The 16,003-nt window shown below is 69.6% G+C and carries 12 protein-coding genes; 5 read left to right on the forward strand and 7 right to left on the reverse strand.

Going from position 1 to position 16,003, the window contains the following annotated elements:
* Positions 1–23: 23 nt before the first annotated feature.
* Positions 24–1,043: a Rieske 2Fe-2S domain-containing protein gene (locus M0L44_RS16185; RefSeq protein WP_252770844.1), complete on the reverse strand. Its 1,020-nt coding sequence runs from the start codon at positions 1,041–1,043 to the stop codon at positions 24–26.
* 112 nt (positions 1,044–1,155) lie between these two features.
* On the opposite strand from M0L44_RS16185, the gene M0L44_RS16190 reads away from it, so the two are divergent.
* Complete coding sequence (locus tag M0L44_RS16190) at positions 1,156–2,088, forward strand: LysR family transcriptional regulator (protein WP_252770845.1); 933 nt, start codon at positions 1,156–1,158, stop codon at positions 2,086–2,088.
* Positions 2,089–2,099: 11 nt separating this feature from the next.
* Here M0L44_RS16190 and M0L44_RS16195 read toward each other — a convergent pair whose 3' ends face one another.
* Genes M0L44_RS16195 through M0L44_RS16205 form a run of 3 tightly spaced genes read right to left on the reverse strand, consistent with a single transcriptional unit; the run spans position 2,100 to position 5,031 of the window.
* Positions 2,100–2,717 (reverse strand): GNAT family N-acetyltransferase, encoded by a 618-nt coding sequence (locus tag M0L44_RS16195; RefSeq protein ID WP_252770846.1) that lies wholly within the window; start codon positions 2,715–2,717, stop codon positions 2,100–2,102.
* 17 nt (positions 2,718–2,734) lie between these two features.
* Positions 2,735–3,988, reverse strand: a complete 1,254-nt coding sequence (locus M0L44_RS16200) for a glutamate-5-semialdehyde dehydrogenase (protein WP_435526437.1) — start codon at positions 3,986–3,988, stop codon at positions 2,735–2,737.
* Positions 3,989–4,023: 35 nt separating this feature from the next.
* The gene (locus M0L44_RS16205; RefSeq protein ID WP_252770848.1) at positions 4,024–5,031 is read right to left on the reverse strand and encodes an AEC family transporter; all 1,008 of its coding nucleotides are present in this window, start codon (positions 5,029–5,031) and stop codon (positions 4,024–4,026) included.
* A gap of 226 nt (positions 5,032–5,257) precedes the next feature.
* Between M0L44_RS16205 and M0L44_RS16210 the strand changes: the two genes are divergently transcribed.
* Positions 5,258–7,216 carry a PhoX family protein gene (locus M0L44_RS16210; protein ID WP_252770849.1) on the forward strand — a complete coding sequence of 653 codons (1,959 nt, stop codon included), beginning with the start codon at positions 5,258–5,260 and terminating at the stop codon, positions 7,214–7,216.
* Positions 7,217–7,320: 104 nt separating this feature from the next.
* Here M0L44_RS16210 and M0L44_RS16215 read toward each other — a convergent pair whose 3' ends face one another.
* Positions 7,321–9,915 (reverse strand): DNA topoisomerase III, encoded by a 2,595-nt coding sequence (locus M0L44_RS16215; RefSeq protein ID WP_252770850.1) that lies wholly within the window; start codon positions 9,913–9,915, stop codon positions 7,321–7,323.
* A 99-nt stretch (positions 9,916–10,014) separates the two neighbouring features.
* On the opposite strand from M0L44_RS16215, the gene M0L44_RS16220 reads away from it, so the two are divergent.
* The 3 genes from M0L44_RS16220 to M0L44_RS16230 are packed head-to-tail and all read left to right on the forward strand — an operon-like array spanning position 10,015 to position 12,088.
* Positions 10,015–10,530 (forward strand): SET domain-containing protein, encoded by a 516-nt coding sequence (locus M0L44_RS16220; RefSeq protein ID WP_252770851.1) that lies wholly within the window; start codon positions 10,015–10,017, stop codon positions 10,528–10,530.
* A gap of 9 nt (positions 10,531–10,539) precedes the next feature.
* Positions 10,540–11,403, forward strand: coding sequence for a biotin--[acetyl-CoA-carboxylase] ligase (locus tag M0L44_RS16225; protein WP_252770852.1), 864 nt, complete (start codon positions 10,540–10,542; stop codon positions 11,401–11,403).
* Position 11,404: 1 nt separating this feature from the next.
* Positions 11,405–12,088 (forward strand): hypothetical protein, encoded by a 684-nt coding sequence (locus tag M0L44_RS16230; RefSeq protein WP_252770853.1) that lies wholly within the window; start codon positions 11,405–11,407, stop codon positions 12,086–12,088.
* Here M0L44_RS16230 and M0L44_RS16235 read toward each other — a convergent pair.
* Both M0L44_RS16235 and M0L44_RS16240 read right to left on the reverse strand, forming a co-directional pair.
* Positions 12,012–13,934, reverse strand: coding sequence for a S8 family serine peptidase (locus tag M0L44_RS16235; RefSeq protein ID WP_252770854.1), 1,923 nt, complete (start codon positions 13,932–13,934; stop codon positions 12,012–12,014). The two genes, M0L44_RS16230 and M0L44_RS16235, sit on opposite strands and share 77 nt — an antisense overlap.
* 117 nt (positions 13,935–14,051) lie before the next feature.
* Complete coding sequence (locus tag M0L44_RS16240; protein WP_252770855.1) at positions 14,052–16,001, reverse strand: S8 family peptidase; 1,950 nt, start codon at positions 15,999–16,001, stop codon at positions 14,052–14,054.
* Positions 16,002–16,003 lie beyond the last annotated feature (2 nt).

Below are 16,003 nucleotides of genomic sequence, written 5' to 3' on the forward strand. Positions count from 1 at the left end.
TGCCGCGCCGGGCTGGGCGCCGCTCAATCCCCCTCGGTCACCACGCCGTAGCGCAGGCCCAGCTGCTTGAGGTAGCGGCGGTAGGCCAGCGACATGCGGTCCACGGGGATCGACATCTCCATGCCCGGCACCAGCGGCAGGCGCAGCGGGATCTGGTTCTCCACGATGGGCTGGTCCTGCAGGAAGATGGTGTCCTGGAACTGGCGCAGCTCGGCGTCGCTGCTCTCGAAGTTGGTCATCGCGAGGATGATCCAGGCCCGGGTGCGGGTCTCGGTCATGGGCTGCAGGTGCAGGCTGATGGCCTCATGGAAGCCGGCCATCACCACCGGCACCTTGGTCAGGATGGCGGTGAGCGGCCGCACCACCCGGTAGGTGTACTCGACCATGCTGCCGCTGTCCGACAGCTTGTTCGACTGCGGCTGCCAGGCCTGGCACTGCACCGCCCGCACGCCGCTGCCGTAGACCGGGTCGTCGAAGCTCTGGACCTCGTAGTCCGGGATCTCGGGGCGGGTCTTCTCGCCCAGGATGTCGGTGTGCACCCAGGCGAAGTGCGACATGTCCAGGAAGTTCTCGACCAGACGGGGCCCGCTGGCGCCCACCTCGTAAGGGCCGCACCAGACCTTGCGCAGGCGTTCGTCATCGAACTCCGGGAAGGGCAGCACGTCCTGCGCCGGGGTGCCCAGGCAGACCCAGACCAGGCCGTAGCGCTCCTGCACCGCGTAGGTGGTGACGCGGCCGGTCATGCGCTCGGGCGTCAGTTCCGGCATGGCGGGGATGTGCTTGCACTGGCCGTCCTCGCCGAAGATCCAGCCGTGGTACGGGCAGGTCACGCCGTCGGACTGCAGCGTGCCCATCGAGAGCTTCATGCCGCGGTGGGGGCAGCGGTCTTCCCAGGCATGCAGGCGGCCGTCCTGGCTGCGCCAGACCAGCACATGGGTGTCCAGCAGCAGGGTGGCGGTCTGCTGGCCCGGCGCCAGCTCGGCCGCAATGGCCACCGGATGCCAGTCGTTGATCAGCACAGGGTCACGCAGCGGGGCAGTCATCGGATTTCCTTGGGGCAAAGGCAACAGCAAAGCCCGCTTTGTACCGGGCCGGCGTGGCCGATGTAAGGGGCCGGGCGCAATGGCCTGTTCCATCTGTGGAACACTGACGGCCATGATCGACATCCGGCTGGTCGAGCACTTCGTGCTGCTGATGACCCATGGCAGCCTGACCCGGGCCGAGGCCGAGAGCGGCGTGCCCAAGGCCACGCTGAGCCGGCAAATCGCCCGGCTGGAGGCAGAGCTGGGCATGCCGCTGTTCGTGCGCACTCCGCGGCGCATGGTGCCCACCGAGGCGGCGCAGACCTACCTGCTGCACTGCCGCCAGGTGCTGGCCGACCTGGGCGCCGGACTCGACCAGGCCCGGGTGGCGGTGCAGAACCTGGCCGAAGGCCTGTCGGGCGACCTGCGGGTGCTGACCAGCAACTACTTCAGCACCTCCTTTGTCTGCCAGGTGCTGAAGGCCTTTGCCGAACGCCACCCGCAGGTGAGCTGCCACCTGGACCTGGCCGGCGATGGCCTGCAGGACCTGCCCGAGGGCGTGGACTGCTATGTCTGCACCCACCTGCCGCGCCACCCGCACCTGGTGGCCAAGCGCCTGGGCCGGCTGGCCTACGGCCTGTTCGCCAGCCCGCGCTACCTGCGCCAGCATGGGCTGCCCACCCAGCCCGACGAGCTGCATCGCCACCGCAGCGTCTGGCTGGACAGCCCCGGCACCCCGGCGGTCTGGTCACTGATGTCGCGTGACGGCGCCTGCGAGGTGCCGCTGACGCAGCCCACCACCACCAACGACCCCTGGGTGCAGAAGACCTTCGCGCTGGACGGCTTCGGCATCGCCCTGTTGCCGGACTACTTCTGCCGGCCCGAGCTGGAGACGGGGGCACTGGCGCCAGTGCTGCCGGACTGGCGGCCGCGGCCGATGCCCGTCTATGGCGTCTATCCCAAGCAGCGGGCGGTGGGCAAGAAGCTGGCCGCGCTGCTGGAGGTGATGGCCGACTGTTTTGCCCGCATCGACACACTGCAGGTCTACGCCGGCCGCGGCGCCTGAGTCGGTCGGCTTCAGGCCTTCAGCAGGGACTGGCCGGCCGCCAGCACGGCTTGCCCCTCGGCGCTGGCCAGCACCTCGGCCAACGTGCGGGTCTCGGCCGGGACCGGCCAGGTCGGGTCCTCGCCGGACACGTTCTGCAGCGGCCGCTGGAAGTGACCGATGTCGTGCCAGCGCCCAAGCTTGAAGCCGGCGCGCCGGTACACGCCCACGGGCTCGAAGCCCATGGCCGCGTGCAAGCCTTCGCTGCCCGGGTTGGGCAGCGTGATGCCGGCCATGGCCTGCTCGAAGCCCTGCAGGCGCAGCAGGCCCAGCAAGGCGGTGTAGAGCGCCCGGCCGTCGCCGCGGCGGCGGCGCTCGGGCAGGCTGTAGACGCTGGTCATGACCGACCAGCGGTAGCTGGGCCGCTCGGCGTAGGCGCCGGCATAGGCATAGCCCAGCACGCGGCCGTCGGCCCCTTCATGCACCAGCCACGCCCAGCGGGACTGGGCCTTGGCGATGCGTGAGGCCATCTCGTCATCGTCAGGAGGCACCTGCTCGAAGGAGACGGGCGTCTCCAGCACATAGGGACGGTAGATCGCAGCCAGCGCCGCGGCGTCGGCTGCGGTGGCGGGGCGCAGGAAGCCAGGCATGTCTGACGCCCGGGGGCTCAGGCCCGGGTCTCGCCCTGGCCCAGCACGATCCACTTCATCGAGGTCAGGCCCTCCAGCCCCACCGGCCCGCGGGCGTGGAACTTGTCGGTGCTGATGCCGATCTCGGCGCCCAGCCCGTACTCGAAGCCGTCGGCGAAACGGGTGCTGGCGTTGACCATCACGCTGGCCGAATCCACCTCGCGCAGGAAGCGCATCGCGTTCGGGTGGTTGGTGGTCAGGATCGCGTCGGTGTGGTGGCTGCCGTAGCGGTTGATGTGGTCGATGGCCTCGTCCAGGCTGGCCACCACCTTGACGCTGATGATGGGTGCCAGGTACTCGGTGGCCCAGTCTTCTTCGCTGGCCTCGGCCAGCTTCGCGCCCGGCACGTCCGACAGGATGGCGCGGGCCGCCGGGTCGCAGCGCATCTCCACGCCCTTGGCGGCGAAGATGGCGCCGATCTGCGGCAGGAAGGTCGCGGCGCTCTTCTCATGGACCAGCAGCGACTCGGTGGCGTTGCAGGGGCTGTACTTCTGGGTCTTGGCGTTGTCGGTCACCACCAGGGCCTGGGCGATGTCGACCTCGGCGTCGACATAGGTGTGGCAGTTGCCATCCAGGTGCTTGATGACCGGCACCTTGGCCTCGGCGCTGATGCGTTCGATCAGGCCCTTGCCGCCGCGCGGGATGATCACGTCCACGAACTCGGGCATGGCGATCAGGTGGCCGACGGCGGCACGGTCGGTGGTTTCCACCAGCTGCACCGCGGTGGCCGGCAGGCCGGCCTCGGTCAGGGCCTGCTGCACCAGCTTCCACAGCGCCAGGTTGGAGTGGATGGCCTCGGAGCCGCCGCGCAGGATGCAGGCATTGCCGCTCTTGATGGCCAGTGACGCGGCCTCGATCGTCACGTTGGGCCGGCTCTCGTAGATCATGCCGAACACGCCCAGCGGCACCCGCATCTGGCCCACGCTGATGCCGGTGGGGCGGCGCTTGACGCCGGTGATCTCGCCGATCGGGTCGGGCATGGCGGCCAGCTGCTCGCAGCCCTCGGCCACCGTGGCCAGCACCTTGGGCGTCAGGCGCAGGCGGTCCACCATCGGTGCGGCCAGGCCGGCGGCCTCGGCGGCGGCGATGTCGCGGGCGTTGTCCGCCTGCAGGGCCTGGGTCTGCTCGCGCAACAGGCGCGCCAGCGCCAGCAGGGTGTCATTCTTGGCGCGCGTGCCGGCGCGGGCCATGGCGGTGGCGGCCGCGCGGGCGGCCTGCCCCAGCTGGGCCATGTAGGCGGGGATGTCGTGCGTGCTCATGGCGCCGATTATCCCGCCGCACCGGTGGCGACGGCCAGCGTGGGGTCGATCCAGGCGAGCACGATCAGCCACAGCGGGATGACCGCGATGCAGGCCAGGGTGGACAGCACGTTGACGGCAGTGGTCTCGGCCTCCAGCGTGCGGTAGCGCTGCGAGAACATCATCGAGTTGCTGCCCGCCGGCAGGCAGGCCAGCAGCACCAGCACGGCCAGTGGCACGCCGGCCAGGCCGAAGCCCCAGTGCGCCACGCCCAGCACCAGGGCGGGCTGCAGCAGCAGCTTGATCAGGCTGAGCGCGATGGCGCCGTCCAGGCGCTCGGGCAGGCCCAGGTAGGCCAGCGACATGCCGATCAGCGTCAGGCACAGCGGCACCACGGCCGAACCCAGCATCTGCAGGGTGTCGTCCACCGGCGCGGGCAGGCCCCAGCCGGTCAGGTTCCAGGCCAGGCCGGCCAGCACCGGCAGCACGACCGGGTGGATGACCGTGTTGCGCAGGGTGCCCAGCAGCACGCGGCCCAGGTGGGCCTCCTCCCCCGCATGCTCGCGCGCCAGGTCCAGCTCCACCAGCGTGGTGCACACGGTCAGCAGGGTCAGGGCGTGCACGCTGACCAGGGTCAGGTGCAGGCCCAGGCCGGTCTCGCCCAGCACGCCGGCCACCACCGGGATGCCGATCTGCACCGAGTTGCCGAAGGTGGCGGTGATGGCCCGCACCGCCGGCGCGGCCGCCGGCAGGCCCAGCCGGCCACGCCGCGCGCGCTGCACGCCATAGACCCCCAGCATCACCGCCAGCACCGGGGCGAAGAAGGCGGCCAGCATGGCCCAGGGCAGGTGCGCCAGATCCACCCGCGCGGTGGTGCGGAAGAACAGGGCCGGCGCGAACAGGTAGAAGGCGGTGTTGGCCAGCACCCGCGCCGGGTCCACCTGTGTGTCACCCAGCCAGCGGGTGCGGCCCACCACCCAGCCCAGGGCGGCGACCAGAACGATGGCGAGCAGCTTGTAGAAGATGGCCCAGGTCATGGGGAAAACCGGAAGAAGGCGCCGGACCATACCCGGCCGGCACCGGATTTGTCGCCAAAGGGTAATTTTGGGTTTCTCCGGGGGACACGGGGTGGGGCTGTCACACAACACACAGCTTCCCGGGATGCGAAGCCGTCACGCTGCCGACATGAGCGGCTTCTAGATTGCCGGGCTGTCCCACGGTGATCGCACCGTGGTCCCGCCACAAGCACGGACAAGCATTGACATGAACACCCCCCAGATCTCCCGCCGCCGCCTGATTCAAGCCATGGCCGGCGCCCCGCTGCTGCCCCTGGCCTCCTCGCTGGCTTCGGCCGGACTGCTGACCGCCTGCAATGACAGCAGCAACGGCCCGAACTTCGTGAGCGCCTCCTTCACCAGCATGGCCGCTCCGAACCTGGATGCGCCGGAGAACATGGCCACCACCTATGTGGCTTCCTCGCTGGTCGCCACCTTCGACGACAAGAGCACCCGCAGCTTCCAGCTGGCCTACCAACCCTTCTTCATCACCGGCACCGAGGTGTCCGACGGCAAGGGCGGCACCGTGATCGCCGGCGGTTACTACGACATCCACAACCAGCCGATCGTCGACAGCTCGGTGAGCGGCTCGGAGCGCCAGTTCTTCTCGGACTGCCCGGACGGCAGCTCGCTGCTGACCGTGGACGGCGCCAGCGTCTCGGGCGTCAAGGGCAACCCGGTGTTCGCCGTGGTGCAGTTCGAGTACGCCACCCGCAACCAGGCCCTGGTGTCCATGTACGGCCAGCTGCCCTCGCCCATCGCGGTGCTGTCGCTGGACCAGGACAAGGACACCGGCAAGCTGAGCCTGGTGAAGTACCACAACGTGGACACCTCGGGCGTGCAGGGCCTGTGGATCACCTGCGGCGCCAGCCTGTCGCCCTGGGGCACCCACCTGTCTTCGGAAGAGTATGAGCCGGACGCCTTCGACCAGGGCGCCAACGGCAGCACCCTGGCCACCCTGCAGGCCTTCAGCCAGAACCTGTTCGGCGACACCACCACCGCCAGCCCCTACGACTACGGCCATCTGCCGGAAGTCACCGTCAACAAGGACGGCACGGCCAGCATCGCCAAGCACTACTGCATGGGCCGCATCTCCCACGAGCTGGTCCAGGTCATGGGCGACAACCGCACCGTGCTGATGGGCGACGACGCCACCAACGGCGGCCTGTTCATGTTCGTGGCCGACAAGGAGAAGGACCTCTCGGCCGGCACCCTGTATGTGGCCAAGTACACCACCGAACTGAACGCCACCTCCAGCGCCAGCATCAGCTGGATCAAGCTGGGTTCGGCCACCAGCGCCGAGATCGAGACCCTGGTGCGCGGCGGTATCCAGGCCAGCGACATCATGGAGTCGCTGACCGCCGATCCGTCGGACGACAGCTACACGAAGATCGTCATCAGCAAGAAGACCCTGTGGGTGAAGGTCAAGCCGGGCATGGAGAAGGCCGCCGCCTTCCTGGAAACCCACCGCTACGCCGCGATGATGGGGGGCAGCCTGTCCTTCACCAAGATGGAAGGCACCACCGTCAACCTGAAGGACAAGAAGGCCTACTCCGCCATCTCGGCCATCAAGGACTCGATGGTCACCGGCAAGTCCAGCAACGTGCCGGCGCTGAACGTGAACTTCCCGGCCGCCATCAATTCGGGCGGCGTGCTGGAACACACCATGACCTCCGGTGTGAAGGACAGCAGCGGCGCTGCCATCAACAGCGAATGGGTGCCCGCCAGCTCGCAGTTCATCCCGGTGCTGCTGGGTGAGGATCTGACCACTGCCGACGCCCTGGGCAACCTGGCCAACGCCGACAAGATCGCCAACCCCGACAACCTGAAGTTCTCGGAAGAGATGCGCACCCTGTTCATCGGCGAGGACAGCGGCATGCACGTCAACAACTTCCTGTGGGCCTACAACGTGGACACCCAGGAACTCAGCCGTGTGCTGTCCACCCCGTCGGGTGCCGAATCCACCGGCCTGCACGCCGTGGACAAGATCAACGGCTGGACCTACGTGATGAGCAACTTCCAGCACCCGGGCGACTGGGAGTCGCCGCTGCACGACATCGTCAAGCCGGTGCTGGATCCGATCATCCGCACCAACTACGACGACCGCTTCGGCGCCGCCGTGGGCTACCTGACCGCGACCAGCTCGCAGATCCAACTGTCGAAGTAAGCCGGAAGGATCACGGGCCGGTCTTTCGACCGGCCCGTGCATGGGAGTTCTCCGTCTTGGGCCACCCGCCATCCGGCGCGTGGCCTTTTTTCATGGCCGCGGCCTCACTCGGCGGTGGTGGTCTTGCGCGCGGCCTTCTTCGCCGGCGCCTTGGGGGCCCGCGGCTCGAACTCGAAGCCCACCTTGCCTTCCTTCTTGTCATAGGCCAGGAAGGCCTTGAACTTGCGGCGCGTCTTGTTGGAGACGAAGTTCTCCAGCAGGTCGGTCTTGCCGGTGGCGAGCAGCTTGGTGAACTGGGCCCGGTCGACCGGCTGGGTCAGGATGACCTTGCCGCTCTTGAAGTCGCAGGTCACGTGCGCGCCCACCGCATGCTCGCAGAGGTAATTGGCGCCATGCTCGTAGACATGGCCCTGGCACTTGGGGCAGACGCCCAGGCTCTCCTGGCCGGAGAAGTCCACCGGCTCGCCCTCCTCGCCCTGCTGGGTGTCCTCGCCGAAGTCGAACTCCAGCTTCCAGTTCTTCTGCTCGTCGTCGTGCACCAGACGCAGCTCTGCGGTGAAGGGCCAGCCCGCCTTGGAGCGGAAGCCCTCCAGCGGGCCGATGTGCTTGTCGCGCAGGAACTGCTCCACCTCGGGCAGTTCGAAGCTGCGCCCGGCCGGGATCTTGGTCATCGAGAAGCCGCAGCCCTCGGCATCCCCTGAAGCCCCCGTGCAGGTGAAGCGGCGGTAGTTCTCCTTGACCACCCCGCCACAGTTCGGGCAAGGAGTCTGCAGCGTCGCGTAGTCGCCCGGGATGGTGTCGCGGTCGTACTCCTTGGCCTTCTTGACGATGCGCTCGGCCATCGCCGCGATGTCCTGCATGAAGCGCTCGCGCGAGAGCTTGCCCTGCTCCATCTCGGCGAGCTGGTACTCCCAGTTGCCGGTCAGCTCGGGCTTGGTCAGGTCCTCCACGCCCAGGCCGCGCAACAGGGTCATGAGCTGGAAGGCCTTGGCCGTGGGCAGCAATTCGCGGCCCTCGCGCAGCATGTACTTCTCGGTGATCAGGCCTTCGATGATGGCCGCGCGGGTGGCTGGCGTGCCCAGGCCCTTCTCGGCCATGGCCTCGCGCAGCTCGTCGTCGTCGATCAGCTTGCCCGCGCCTTCCATGGCCGACAGCAGCGTGGCTTCGGTGTAGCGCGCCGGCGGCTTGGTGCGCAGCGCGGCCAGGGTCACCTCTTCGGTCACCACGCCCTCGCCCGGCTGCACCGGCACCAGATTGGCATCCTCGTCCTGGGCCTCCTTGCCGTAGACGGCCAGCCAGCCCGGGTTGACCAGCACCTTGCCGTTGGTCTGGAACTGGTGCGTCACGCCACCGGCCACCGGCACCTTGGTGATGCGGGTGGTGACCATGTATTCGGCCGAGGGGTAGAAGATGCCGATGAAGCGCTTGACCACCAGGTCGTAGAGCTTGGCCTCGGCCTCGGTGAGGCTCTTGGGTGCCTGCAGCGTCGGGATGATGGCGAAGTGATCCGAGATCTTGGTGTTGTCGAAGACACGCTTGCTGGGCTTGATGTAGCCCTGCTTGAGGCCCTTGCGGGCATGCGCGGCCAGATGCTGCAGCGGGCCGGGCAGGTCCTCCTCGGCCAGCATGCCGAAGGTCTGCTGGACCACGCTGAGGTAATCCTCGGGCAGGTGGCGTGAATCGGTCCGCGGGTAGGTCAGCACCTTGTGCTTCTCATACAGGGCCTGGGCCAGCGACAGCGTGGTCTTGGCCGAGAAGCCGAAGCGGCTGTTGGCCTCGCGCTGCAGCGTGGTCAGGTCGTACAGACCCGGGCAGGCCTGGCTGCTGGGCTTGGCCTCCTCAGTGACGGTGCCGCTGCGGCCGCGCACGGCTTCGACGATGGCCTTGCCCTGGGCCTCGACCCAGAACCGGTCGGCGCGCTTGTCGGCGTCGCCCGGGTCCTTCTTGAAGGCCGGGTCGAACCACTTGCCCTCGTACAGGCCGGCCTGGGCGCCGAACTCGGCCTTGATCTCCCAGTAGTCGCGCGGCACGTGCTTGCGGATTTTTTCCTCGCGCTCGACGACGATGGACAGCGTGGGCGTCTGCACCCGGCCGACGGTGGTCAGGAAGAAGCCGCCGTCGCGCGAGTTGAAGGCCGTCATCGCCCGCGTGCCATTGATGCCCACCAGCCAGTCGGCCTCGGAGCGGCTGCGCGCGGCGTCGGCCAGGCCCAGCATCTGCTCGTTGCTGCGCAGTTTCTCGAAACCGTCACGGATGGCCTGGGGCGTCATGCTCTGCAGCCACAGGCGCCGCACCGGCTTGTCGATCGGGCCTTTGGCCCCACCGGCGTACTGGACGATCAGGCGAAAGATCAGTTCCCCCTCGCGCCCCGCGTCACAGGCGTTGATCAGCTCGGTCACATCCTTGCGCTTGACCAACTTGACCACCGCGCCGAGTCGCGCCTTGGCCTTGTCGATGGGCGCCAGGTCGAAATGCGGCGGCACCACCGGCAGGTTGGCGAAGCTCCATTTGCCGCGCTTGACGTCGTAGTCGTCCGGCGCCTTGATCTCCACCAGGTGGCCCACCGCCGAAGTGACCACGTAGCGGTCGTTCTCGAAATGGTCGGCCAGTTTTTCGAACTTGCCGGCCACCGGCGTCAGCGCCCGGACGATGTCCTGCGCCACGCTGGGCTTTTCCGCAATGATCAGTGACTTGCTCATCGGTGTTGTCGTATCTGTCGGGTCGGCCTCGGGCCATGCCTACAATCAGCCCGTCCCACGCGTGCACGCGCACGCGCGCTCATGATTTCAATGTACCCAATGAAGCCTGCCACGCAAGCGAAAGCCCCGCGCCCCGCCTCCGCCACCTCCGGGCGGCGCATCCAGGTCCGCCGCAGCGGGGTGCATGGCAAGGGTGTCTTCGCGCTGCAGGCCATCGAGCCGGGCGAGGTGCTGGTCGAGTACACCGGGGACCGCATCGACTGGGACGAGGCCCTGCGCCGCCACCCGCACGATCCCTCCAACCCCGAGCACACCTTCTACTTCCAGCTGCGCACCGGTGAGGTGATCGACGCGCTGTACGGCGGCAATGCCTCGCGCTGGATCAACCACTCCTGCGACCCGAACTGCGAGGCCGAGGAAACCAAGGGCGGCCGGGTCTTCATCAAGGCGCTGCGTCCGATCGCTCCGGGCGAGGAGCTGTCCTACGACTACGGCCTGACCATCGACGAGCGCTACACCCCGGCGCTGAAGAAGCGCTACGAATGCCGCTGTGGTGCGCCGGAGTGCCGGCACACCATGCTCAGCCCCAAGCGCCGCGCGCCGCGCGGGCAGTGAGGTTCTCCGATGGCTTCCTCCCCGACAAACCACGGCAGTGCCCCGCCCGACCGGCACAGCATCTGGGGCATCCACGCCCTGTGGGAAGAGCTGCAGGGCGATCTGCCGGACCTGTCGATCGAGGTGGTGGACCGCCTGGACTCGACCAACGGCGCGCTGATGGACCGGCTGCGCCTGCTGACCCAGGCTGCCCAGGGCCGCCCGCTGCGGACCAGTGACCTGGCGCCCTCGCTGCTGGTGGCCGTGCAGCAGACCCATGGCCGCGGTCGCCTGGGCCGCAGCTGGGAATCCCTGCCCGGCGCCTCGCTCACTTTCTCGCTGAGCCTGTCGATCGAACGCCCGGACTGGTCCGGCCTGTCGCTGGCCGTGGGACTGGCGGTGGCCACCGCGCTGGACCCGGCGGGCACCCAGCTGGGCCTGAAATGGCCCAACGACCTCTGGCGCCTGGACGCGCCGGGCCAGGGCCGCAAGCTGGGCGGCATCCTGATCGAGGGTATGCAGGTGGCCGACCGGCGCATGGCGGTGATCGGCATCGGCCTGAACATCCTGCCGCTGAGCATGCCCGAGCAGGTGGCGTCGTTGCGCGAATTTCTGCCCCAGCTGGATGCCCCGCAGGTGCTGGCCCGCGTGATGCCGGAACTGGCCCGGGTGCTGACGCGCTTCGAGCGTGAAGGCTTCGGCGGGTTGGCGGCAGCCTATGCCGCGCGCGATCTGCTGCGCGGACACACGGTGACGACCACCGACCCCGCCTGCCCGCAGGGTGAAGCCGAAGGCGTGGCCGAGGACGGTGCCCTGCTGGTGCGGCGAGACGGGCAACTGCACCGCATCGTCAGCGGCGAAGTGAGCGTGCGCCCCCTGCCCACCCATCCCTGAGATGCTGCGAGCGTTGTTGATCGCCCTGGTGCTGGCCAACCTGGCGGTCTGGGCCTGGCGCCAGCCCACCGTGGCCCACGCGCTGGGCCTGCCAGGCCCAGACAGCCAACGCGACCCCGATCGTCTGAGCCGCCAGATCAACCCCCAGGCGGTGCGGGTGGTGCGCGGCGCCCCGTCGACGCCCGCGGCTGCGGCCAGCATGACGAGCGCGGCCTCACGCCCGGCTGACGGGGCCTGCCTGCAAGCCGGCCCCCTGTCTGAAGCCGCCCTGGCGCCGGCCCTGGCCCAACTCCAGGCCCTCGGTCTGCAAAGCGGACAGTGGCAGGACCAGCGGCAGGAAAATGGCGGACGCTGGGCGGTGGTGATGGGCCCCTACAAGGCGCCCGATCTGCTGCAGAAGAAGTTGCAGGAACTCAAGGGCCTCAGGATCCAGGCCGACGAGCTGGTCAACCACCCCCGCCTGAGCCCGGGCCTGTCGCTGGGTCAGTTCGGCAGCCCGGCGGAAGCCGAGTCCCGCCTGGCCCAGGTCAGCCGCCAGGGCGCGCACAGCGCCCGGGTGGAGGTGCTGGTGCCCCCGCGCGTGGAACACCTGCTGCGGACCACGCCGCTCAGCGCCGAGCAGGTGACCCGGCTGAGCACGGCGAGCGATGGGCCGCGCTGGCAGGCCTGCGACGCCGCCCCCTGACGCCCAGCCCCATCGCCAGCCCGAGCAGGCCAGCGAGTTCGACCAGGCCGAAGCCACCGCCCCCCGAGGCGCTGTCGGTGCCCGTGCTGCTGCCACCGCTGGTGTTGCCCGCAGCCGCCTCGCGGTCCGGCCCCAGGGCCACGGCAGCCCGCAACTCGCTGTTGTCGATCATCACCTGCGACCAGCTGGGTGCCTGGTAGGTCTGGCCAGCCGCCGTCGCCTGGGCCCAGTGCAGGGCCTCGTCCGCGTCCAGGATGCCGGCCCCGCAGGTGCTGGTGGTGCACAGGCAGCGCCCCGGGTTGTCGCTGCTGCAGGCGGCCATCAGGGCCGACCGCACATGCGGCCGCGCGCTGGCCTGCAAACCCCGCACCAGCTCGGCCGGCCCCAGGGCCGGGTCCAGCGAGAGCATCTGGGCCGCCACCGCGCTGACCACCGGCGCGGCGAAGCTGGTGCCGGCGTGGCGGTTGTAGACCCCCTGGCCCACCCCGGTTTCGCCATCGTTGCCCAGGGTCAGCAGGCCGCCATCGGCCAGCAGGCCGCCCCATCGGCCGCCACTGTCGTCGCCCCCCACCGTGGCCAGGCCCAGGGCCGTGCCAAAGTTGGAATAGTTGGCCTTGAACCCGTCCCGGTTGAGCGCGGCCACGCCCAGCACATGGTTGCAGTTGGCCGGTCGGCTGGGGGCGCCGTGGTCATTGCCACCCGCCGCCACCACCAGGATGCCCTTGGCCCAGAGCTCGTCGATGGCGCTCTGGTAGGCCGCATTGCAGCTGGCCGCCCCGCCGAAGCTGATGTTCACCACCCGTGCCGGCGTGGGGTTGGTGGGCGCCCACCGGGTGCAGGACCCGCTGGGGTCCTGGCTGTTGGTCCAAGTCTGGCAGACCGCCAGGCCCGCCGCCCAGCGCATGCCGTCCACGATGTCGCTGACCGAGGCGCCGCACTTGCCCGCCACCCGCACCGGCAGGATGCGCACGCCCCAGTTGGCGCCCGCCACGCCCTGTGCATTGCCAGCCGTGGCGGCGATGATGCCGGTGACCGTGGTGCCATGCCAACTGCTGGACTGCACGCTGCAGTCGCCATAGCGGCCGGCGTCCGCCGTCTGGTCCCCGCTGCTGACCCAGTCACCCGGGTCGCTGGGGTCGGCATCCCGGCCATCGCCGTCGTTGGCATAGCCCCGGCCGGCACCCGCATCCCAGTCGGCCACCATGTCGAAACCCGGTAGCAACCGGCTGCCAGCCAGATCGGGGTGGGCGGTGACGCCCGTGTCCAGCACCGCCAGCACGGGCGCGGCATCCCCGGTGCTGCGCGACCAGGCGGTCTGCAGGCCCGGGACACCGCGCAGCCGGCTCTCCAGCGGCAGGCTGTCGCTGCCACTGACGGGATGCAGCCACCATTGGCCGCCAGCCCCCGCGAACAGGGGGTCATCCGGCGTGATCTGCTGCAACGAGGGCTCCACCGTGTCCGGCACCACCCAGGCCACCTCGGCGCGGGCGGCCAGCCGGTCGCGCCAGATGCGCTGCTCCTGCAGGGTCAGGGCATGGGTCCAGGTCAGGCGCTGCGCCGAGGCGCCCACGGCCTGCAGGCGCCAGCCCGGTGCGCGGTCCAGCCCCACCCCCTGGGTGACCTGCTGCCAGCGTTGCTGGTCCAGCACCAGGGCCCGGCTGCGCTGGGCCCGCGCCTGGGCAGACAGGGCACTGGCGCCAGGCGGCCGATGCGCCGGCGCATCCCGCAGCTGAACGATGAAGCCGCGCACCGGCCCCTGAGGCGCGGCCACCGCAGCCGTCGCCCCCAGCGTGCCCGCCATCCCCGAGATGCACAGCCAAGCTGTGCGGTGTCGCCATGTGTTCATGCCCATGTCACCGGTCTGATCCTGACACGGTTATCGGCACGCCAGGTTTCAAGCCAAGCCCCGGACGTGAAAAAGGGGGCCGAAGCCCCCTGTTTCGTGCGGTCCTTCGCGCCTGGCTCAAGCCGACCGGCGACGCAGCAGCAAGCCCAGGGCCAGCAGACCGCCCTGCCACCACAGGCCCAGGGGACCGCCGCCGCCGCCGGAGGACTGGCCCCCGGTCACGGTGAGCGTCTGGGACACGCTGGAGGAGATCCCCCGGCTGTCGGTGACGGTGAGCGTGACGGTCACGCTGCCAGCGGCATTGGCCACCAGCGTGGCCGTGCTGTCGGTGGTGCTGCCCGAGAAGCTGGCCAGGCTGCTGCCCGAGGTGAGGGCCCAGCTGTAGCTGACGACGGAGGCGCCGTTCTGGCCGCTGGAGCCCGAGCCATCCAGCGTCACACTGGTACCAGGTGCCACGCTGGCGGCAGACAGCGTGAAGCTGGCTGTGGGCGGCGTGAGCGCAGCCACGGCGGTGAGGGCCGCCGAGGCGTCCAGCATGCCGGCACCGCAGGTCGAGGTGGTGCAGTAGCACTCATCCTGCAGGGTGCTGCCCGAGGGCGCCTGGCAGGTGGCGATGCCGCTGCTGCCCCCCGTGGTCGGGAAGGCCCGCGCGCTGCTCTGCAGCAGGCTCTTGACCGAGGCCGGCGTGAGGCTGCCATCGAGCGAGAGCATCAGCGCCGCCGTGCCAGCCACCATGGGCGAGGCGAAACTGGTGCCGATGGCGTCGTTCGTGCCGTCCGAATAGGTGTCGTTGCCGGCGGTGGTCGTTCCGTCGTTCGTGGTGCTGAGGATGGAGTAGGCGCACAGCGCGCCGCTGCCGCAGTTGCCGCCCGGCGCGCTGATCGACACCGCCGAGCCCAGGCTGGAGTAGCCCGCCTTGGAGCCCACGTGACGCACCGCCCCCACGGCGATGACGCCCGGGCAGTTGGCGGGCGCACCGGCGGCCACACTCTCATTGCCCGCCGCAGCCACGACGACCGCGCCAGCGGCGGTCACCTCGCTCACCGCTTCCTGGTAGGCGGTGGAGCAGGTGCCGGTGGCCCCCAAGCTCATGTTGAGCACCTTGGCCGGGTGGGCGTTGGTGGCCACGCCCGGCACGCTCAGGCCCGCGGCCCAACGCATGCCGTCGATGATGTCGGAGTCATAGCCCCCGCATTTGCCCAGCACCCGCACCGGCAGAATGGACACGCCCGGCGCCACGCTGGCCATGCCCAGACCGTTGTCGCTGGCCGCGCCGATGATGCCGGCCACCTGGGTGCCGTGCCAGCTGCTGCCTTCCACCGTGCAGCCCGAGAAGGCGCTGGTGGCGGCATCGGCGTCGGTGATCCAGTCCCCCGGATCGGTCGGGTCACTGTCACGCCCATCGCCATCGTTGGCCACGGCCGTGTCGGAAACAAAGTCGTAGCCCGCGACGATCTTGCCCGCCAGGTCGGGGTGCTCTGGCCGGATGCCGGTGTCCAGCACCGCCACCACCACATTGCTGCCGGTGGCCTGGGCCCAGGCGCCAGGGCCATTGATGGCCGACACGTAGGTGGACGTGGGCGCCCGCAGGTACCACTGGCCGGCGGTCAGATTGCTGAGCGAAGCGCTCAGGTTGTCCGGAAAGAGCGGGTCGCTGGGCGCGGTGGCGGAGGAGATGAAGCGACGGCCATCGACCACCGCCCATTCCACCTCGCTGTCCTGGGCCAGGCGCTTGGCCAGGGCCGCGCTGCCCAGGCTACTGGACTTGAGGACCTGGGTGCGCACGCCCAGCGCCCGTCCGTCGGTCAGCGTGATGCCCAGGCGGGCGCTCATCCGGCCTGCGGCCTGCACACCGGCCGTGCCGGTGGAGGCGGACTGCGCCGAGGCCCGGCCGGTCGACAGCACGCTGGCGTTGCTGCGGAACTTGACGATGACCCGGCCGGAGTCGGCCGCGGCCGCGCCAGCGGGTTGCCTGTGGATCTGTGGCGCTTCGGTGGCACCGGCTGGCACGACCGCCAGGCCCGCGATCAGCGACAGCGCCGCCAGCAGCATGTTTCTCTTCAACATGG

The sequence above is a fragment of the Ideonella oryzae genome (genome assembly GCF_024055665.1).
GTDB lineage: Bacteria > Pseudomonadota > Gammaproteobacteria > Burkholderiales > Burkholderiaceae_C > Ideonella > Ideonella oryzae.

Excerpts from the sequence above, each read along its gene's own strand:
- M0L44_RS16215 (WP_252770850.1), bottom strand. The coding sequence starts at position 9,915 with ATGAGCAAGTCACTGATCATTGCGGAAAAGCCCAGCGTGGCGCAGGAC.
- M0L44_RS16190 (WP_252770845.1), top strand. The coding sequence starts at position 1,156 with ATGATCGACATCCGGCTGGTCGAGCACTTCGTGCTGCTGATGACCCAT.
- M0L44_RS16185 (WP_252770844.1), bottom strand. The coding sequence starts at position 1,043 with ATGACTGCCCCGCTGCGTGACCCTGTGCTGATCAACGACTGGCATCCG.
- M0L44_RS16225 (WP_252770852.1), top strand. The coding sequence starts at position 10,540 with ATGGCTTCCTCCCCGACAAACCACGGCAGTGCCCCGCCCGACCGGCAC.
- M0L44_RS16200 (WP_435526437.1), bottom strand. The coding sequence starts at position 3,988 with ATGGCCCAGCTGGGGCAGGCCGCCCGCGCGGCCGCCACCGCCATGGCC.
- M0L44_RS16230 (WP_252770853.1), top strand. The coding sequence starts at position 11,405 with ATGCTGCGAGCGTTGTTGATCGCCCTGGTGCTGGCCAACCTGGCGGTC.
- M0L44_RS16205 (WP_252770848.1), bottom strand. The coding sequence starts at position 5,031 with ATGACCTGGGCCATCTTCTACAAGCTGCTCGCCATCGTTCTGGTCGCC.
- M0L44_RS16220 (WP_252770851.1), top strand. The coding sequence starts at position 10,015 with ATGAAGCCTGCCACGCAAGCGAAAGCCCCGCGCCCCGCCTCCGCCACC.
- M0L44_RS16210 (WP_252770849.1), top strand. The coding sequence starts at position 5,258 with ATGAACACCCCCCAGATCTCCCGCCGCCGCCTGATTCAAGCCATGGCC.
- M0L44_RS16240 (WP_252770855.1), bottom strand. The coding sequence starts at position 16,001 with ATGTTGAAGAGAAACATGCTGCTGGCGGCGCTGTCGCTGATCGCGGGC.
- M0L44_RS16195 (WP_252770846.1), bottom strand. The coding sequence starts at position 2,717 with ATGCCTGGCTTCCTGCGCCCCGCCACCGCAGCCGACGCCGCGGCGCTG.
- M0L44_RS16235 (WP_252770854.1), bottom strand. The coding sequence starts at position 13,934 with ATGAACACATGGCGACACCGCACAGCTTGGCTGTGCATCTCGGGGATG.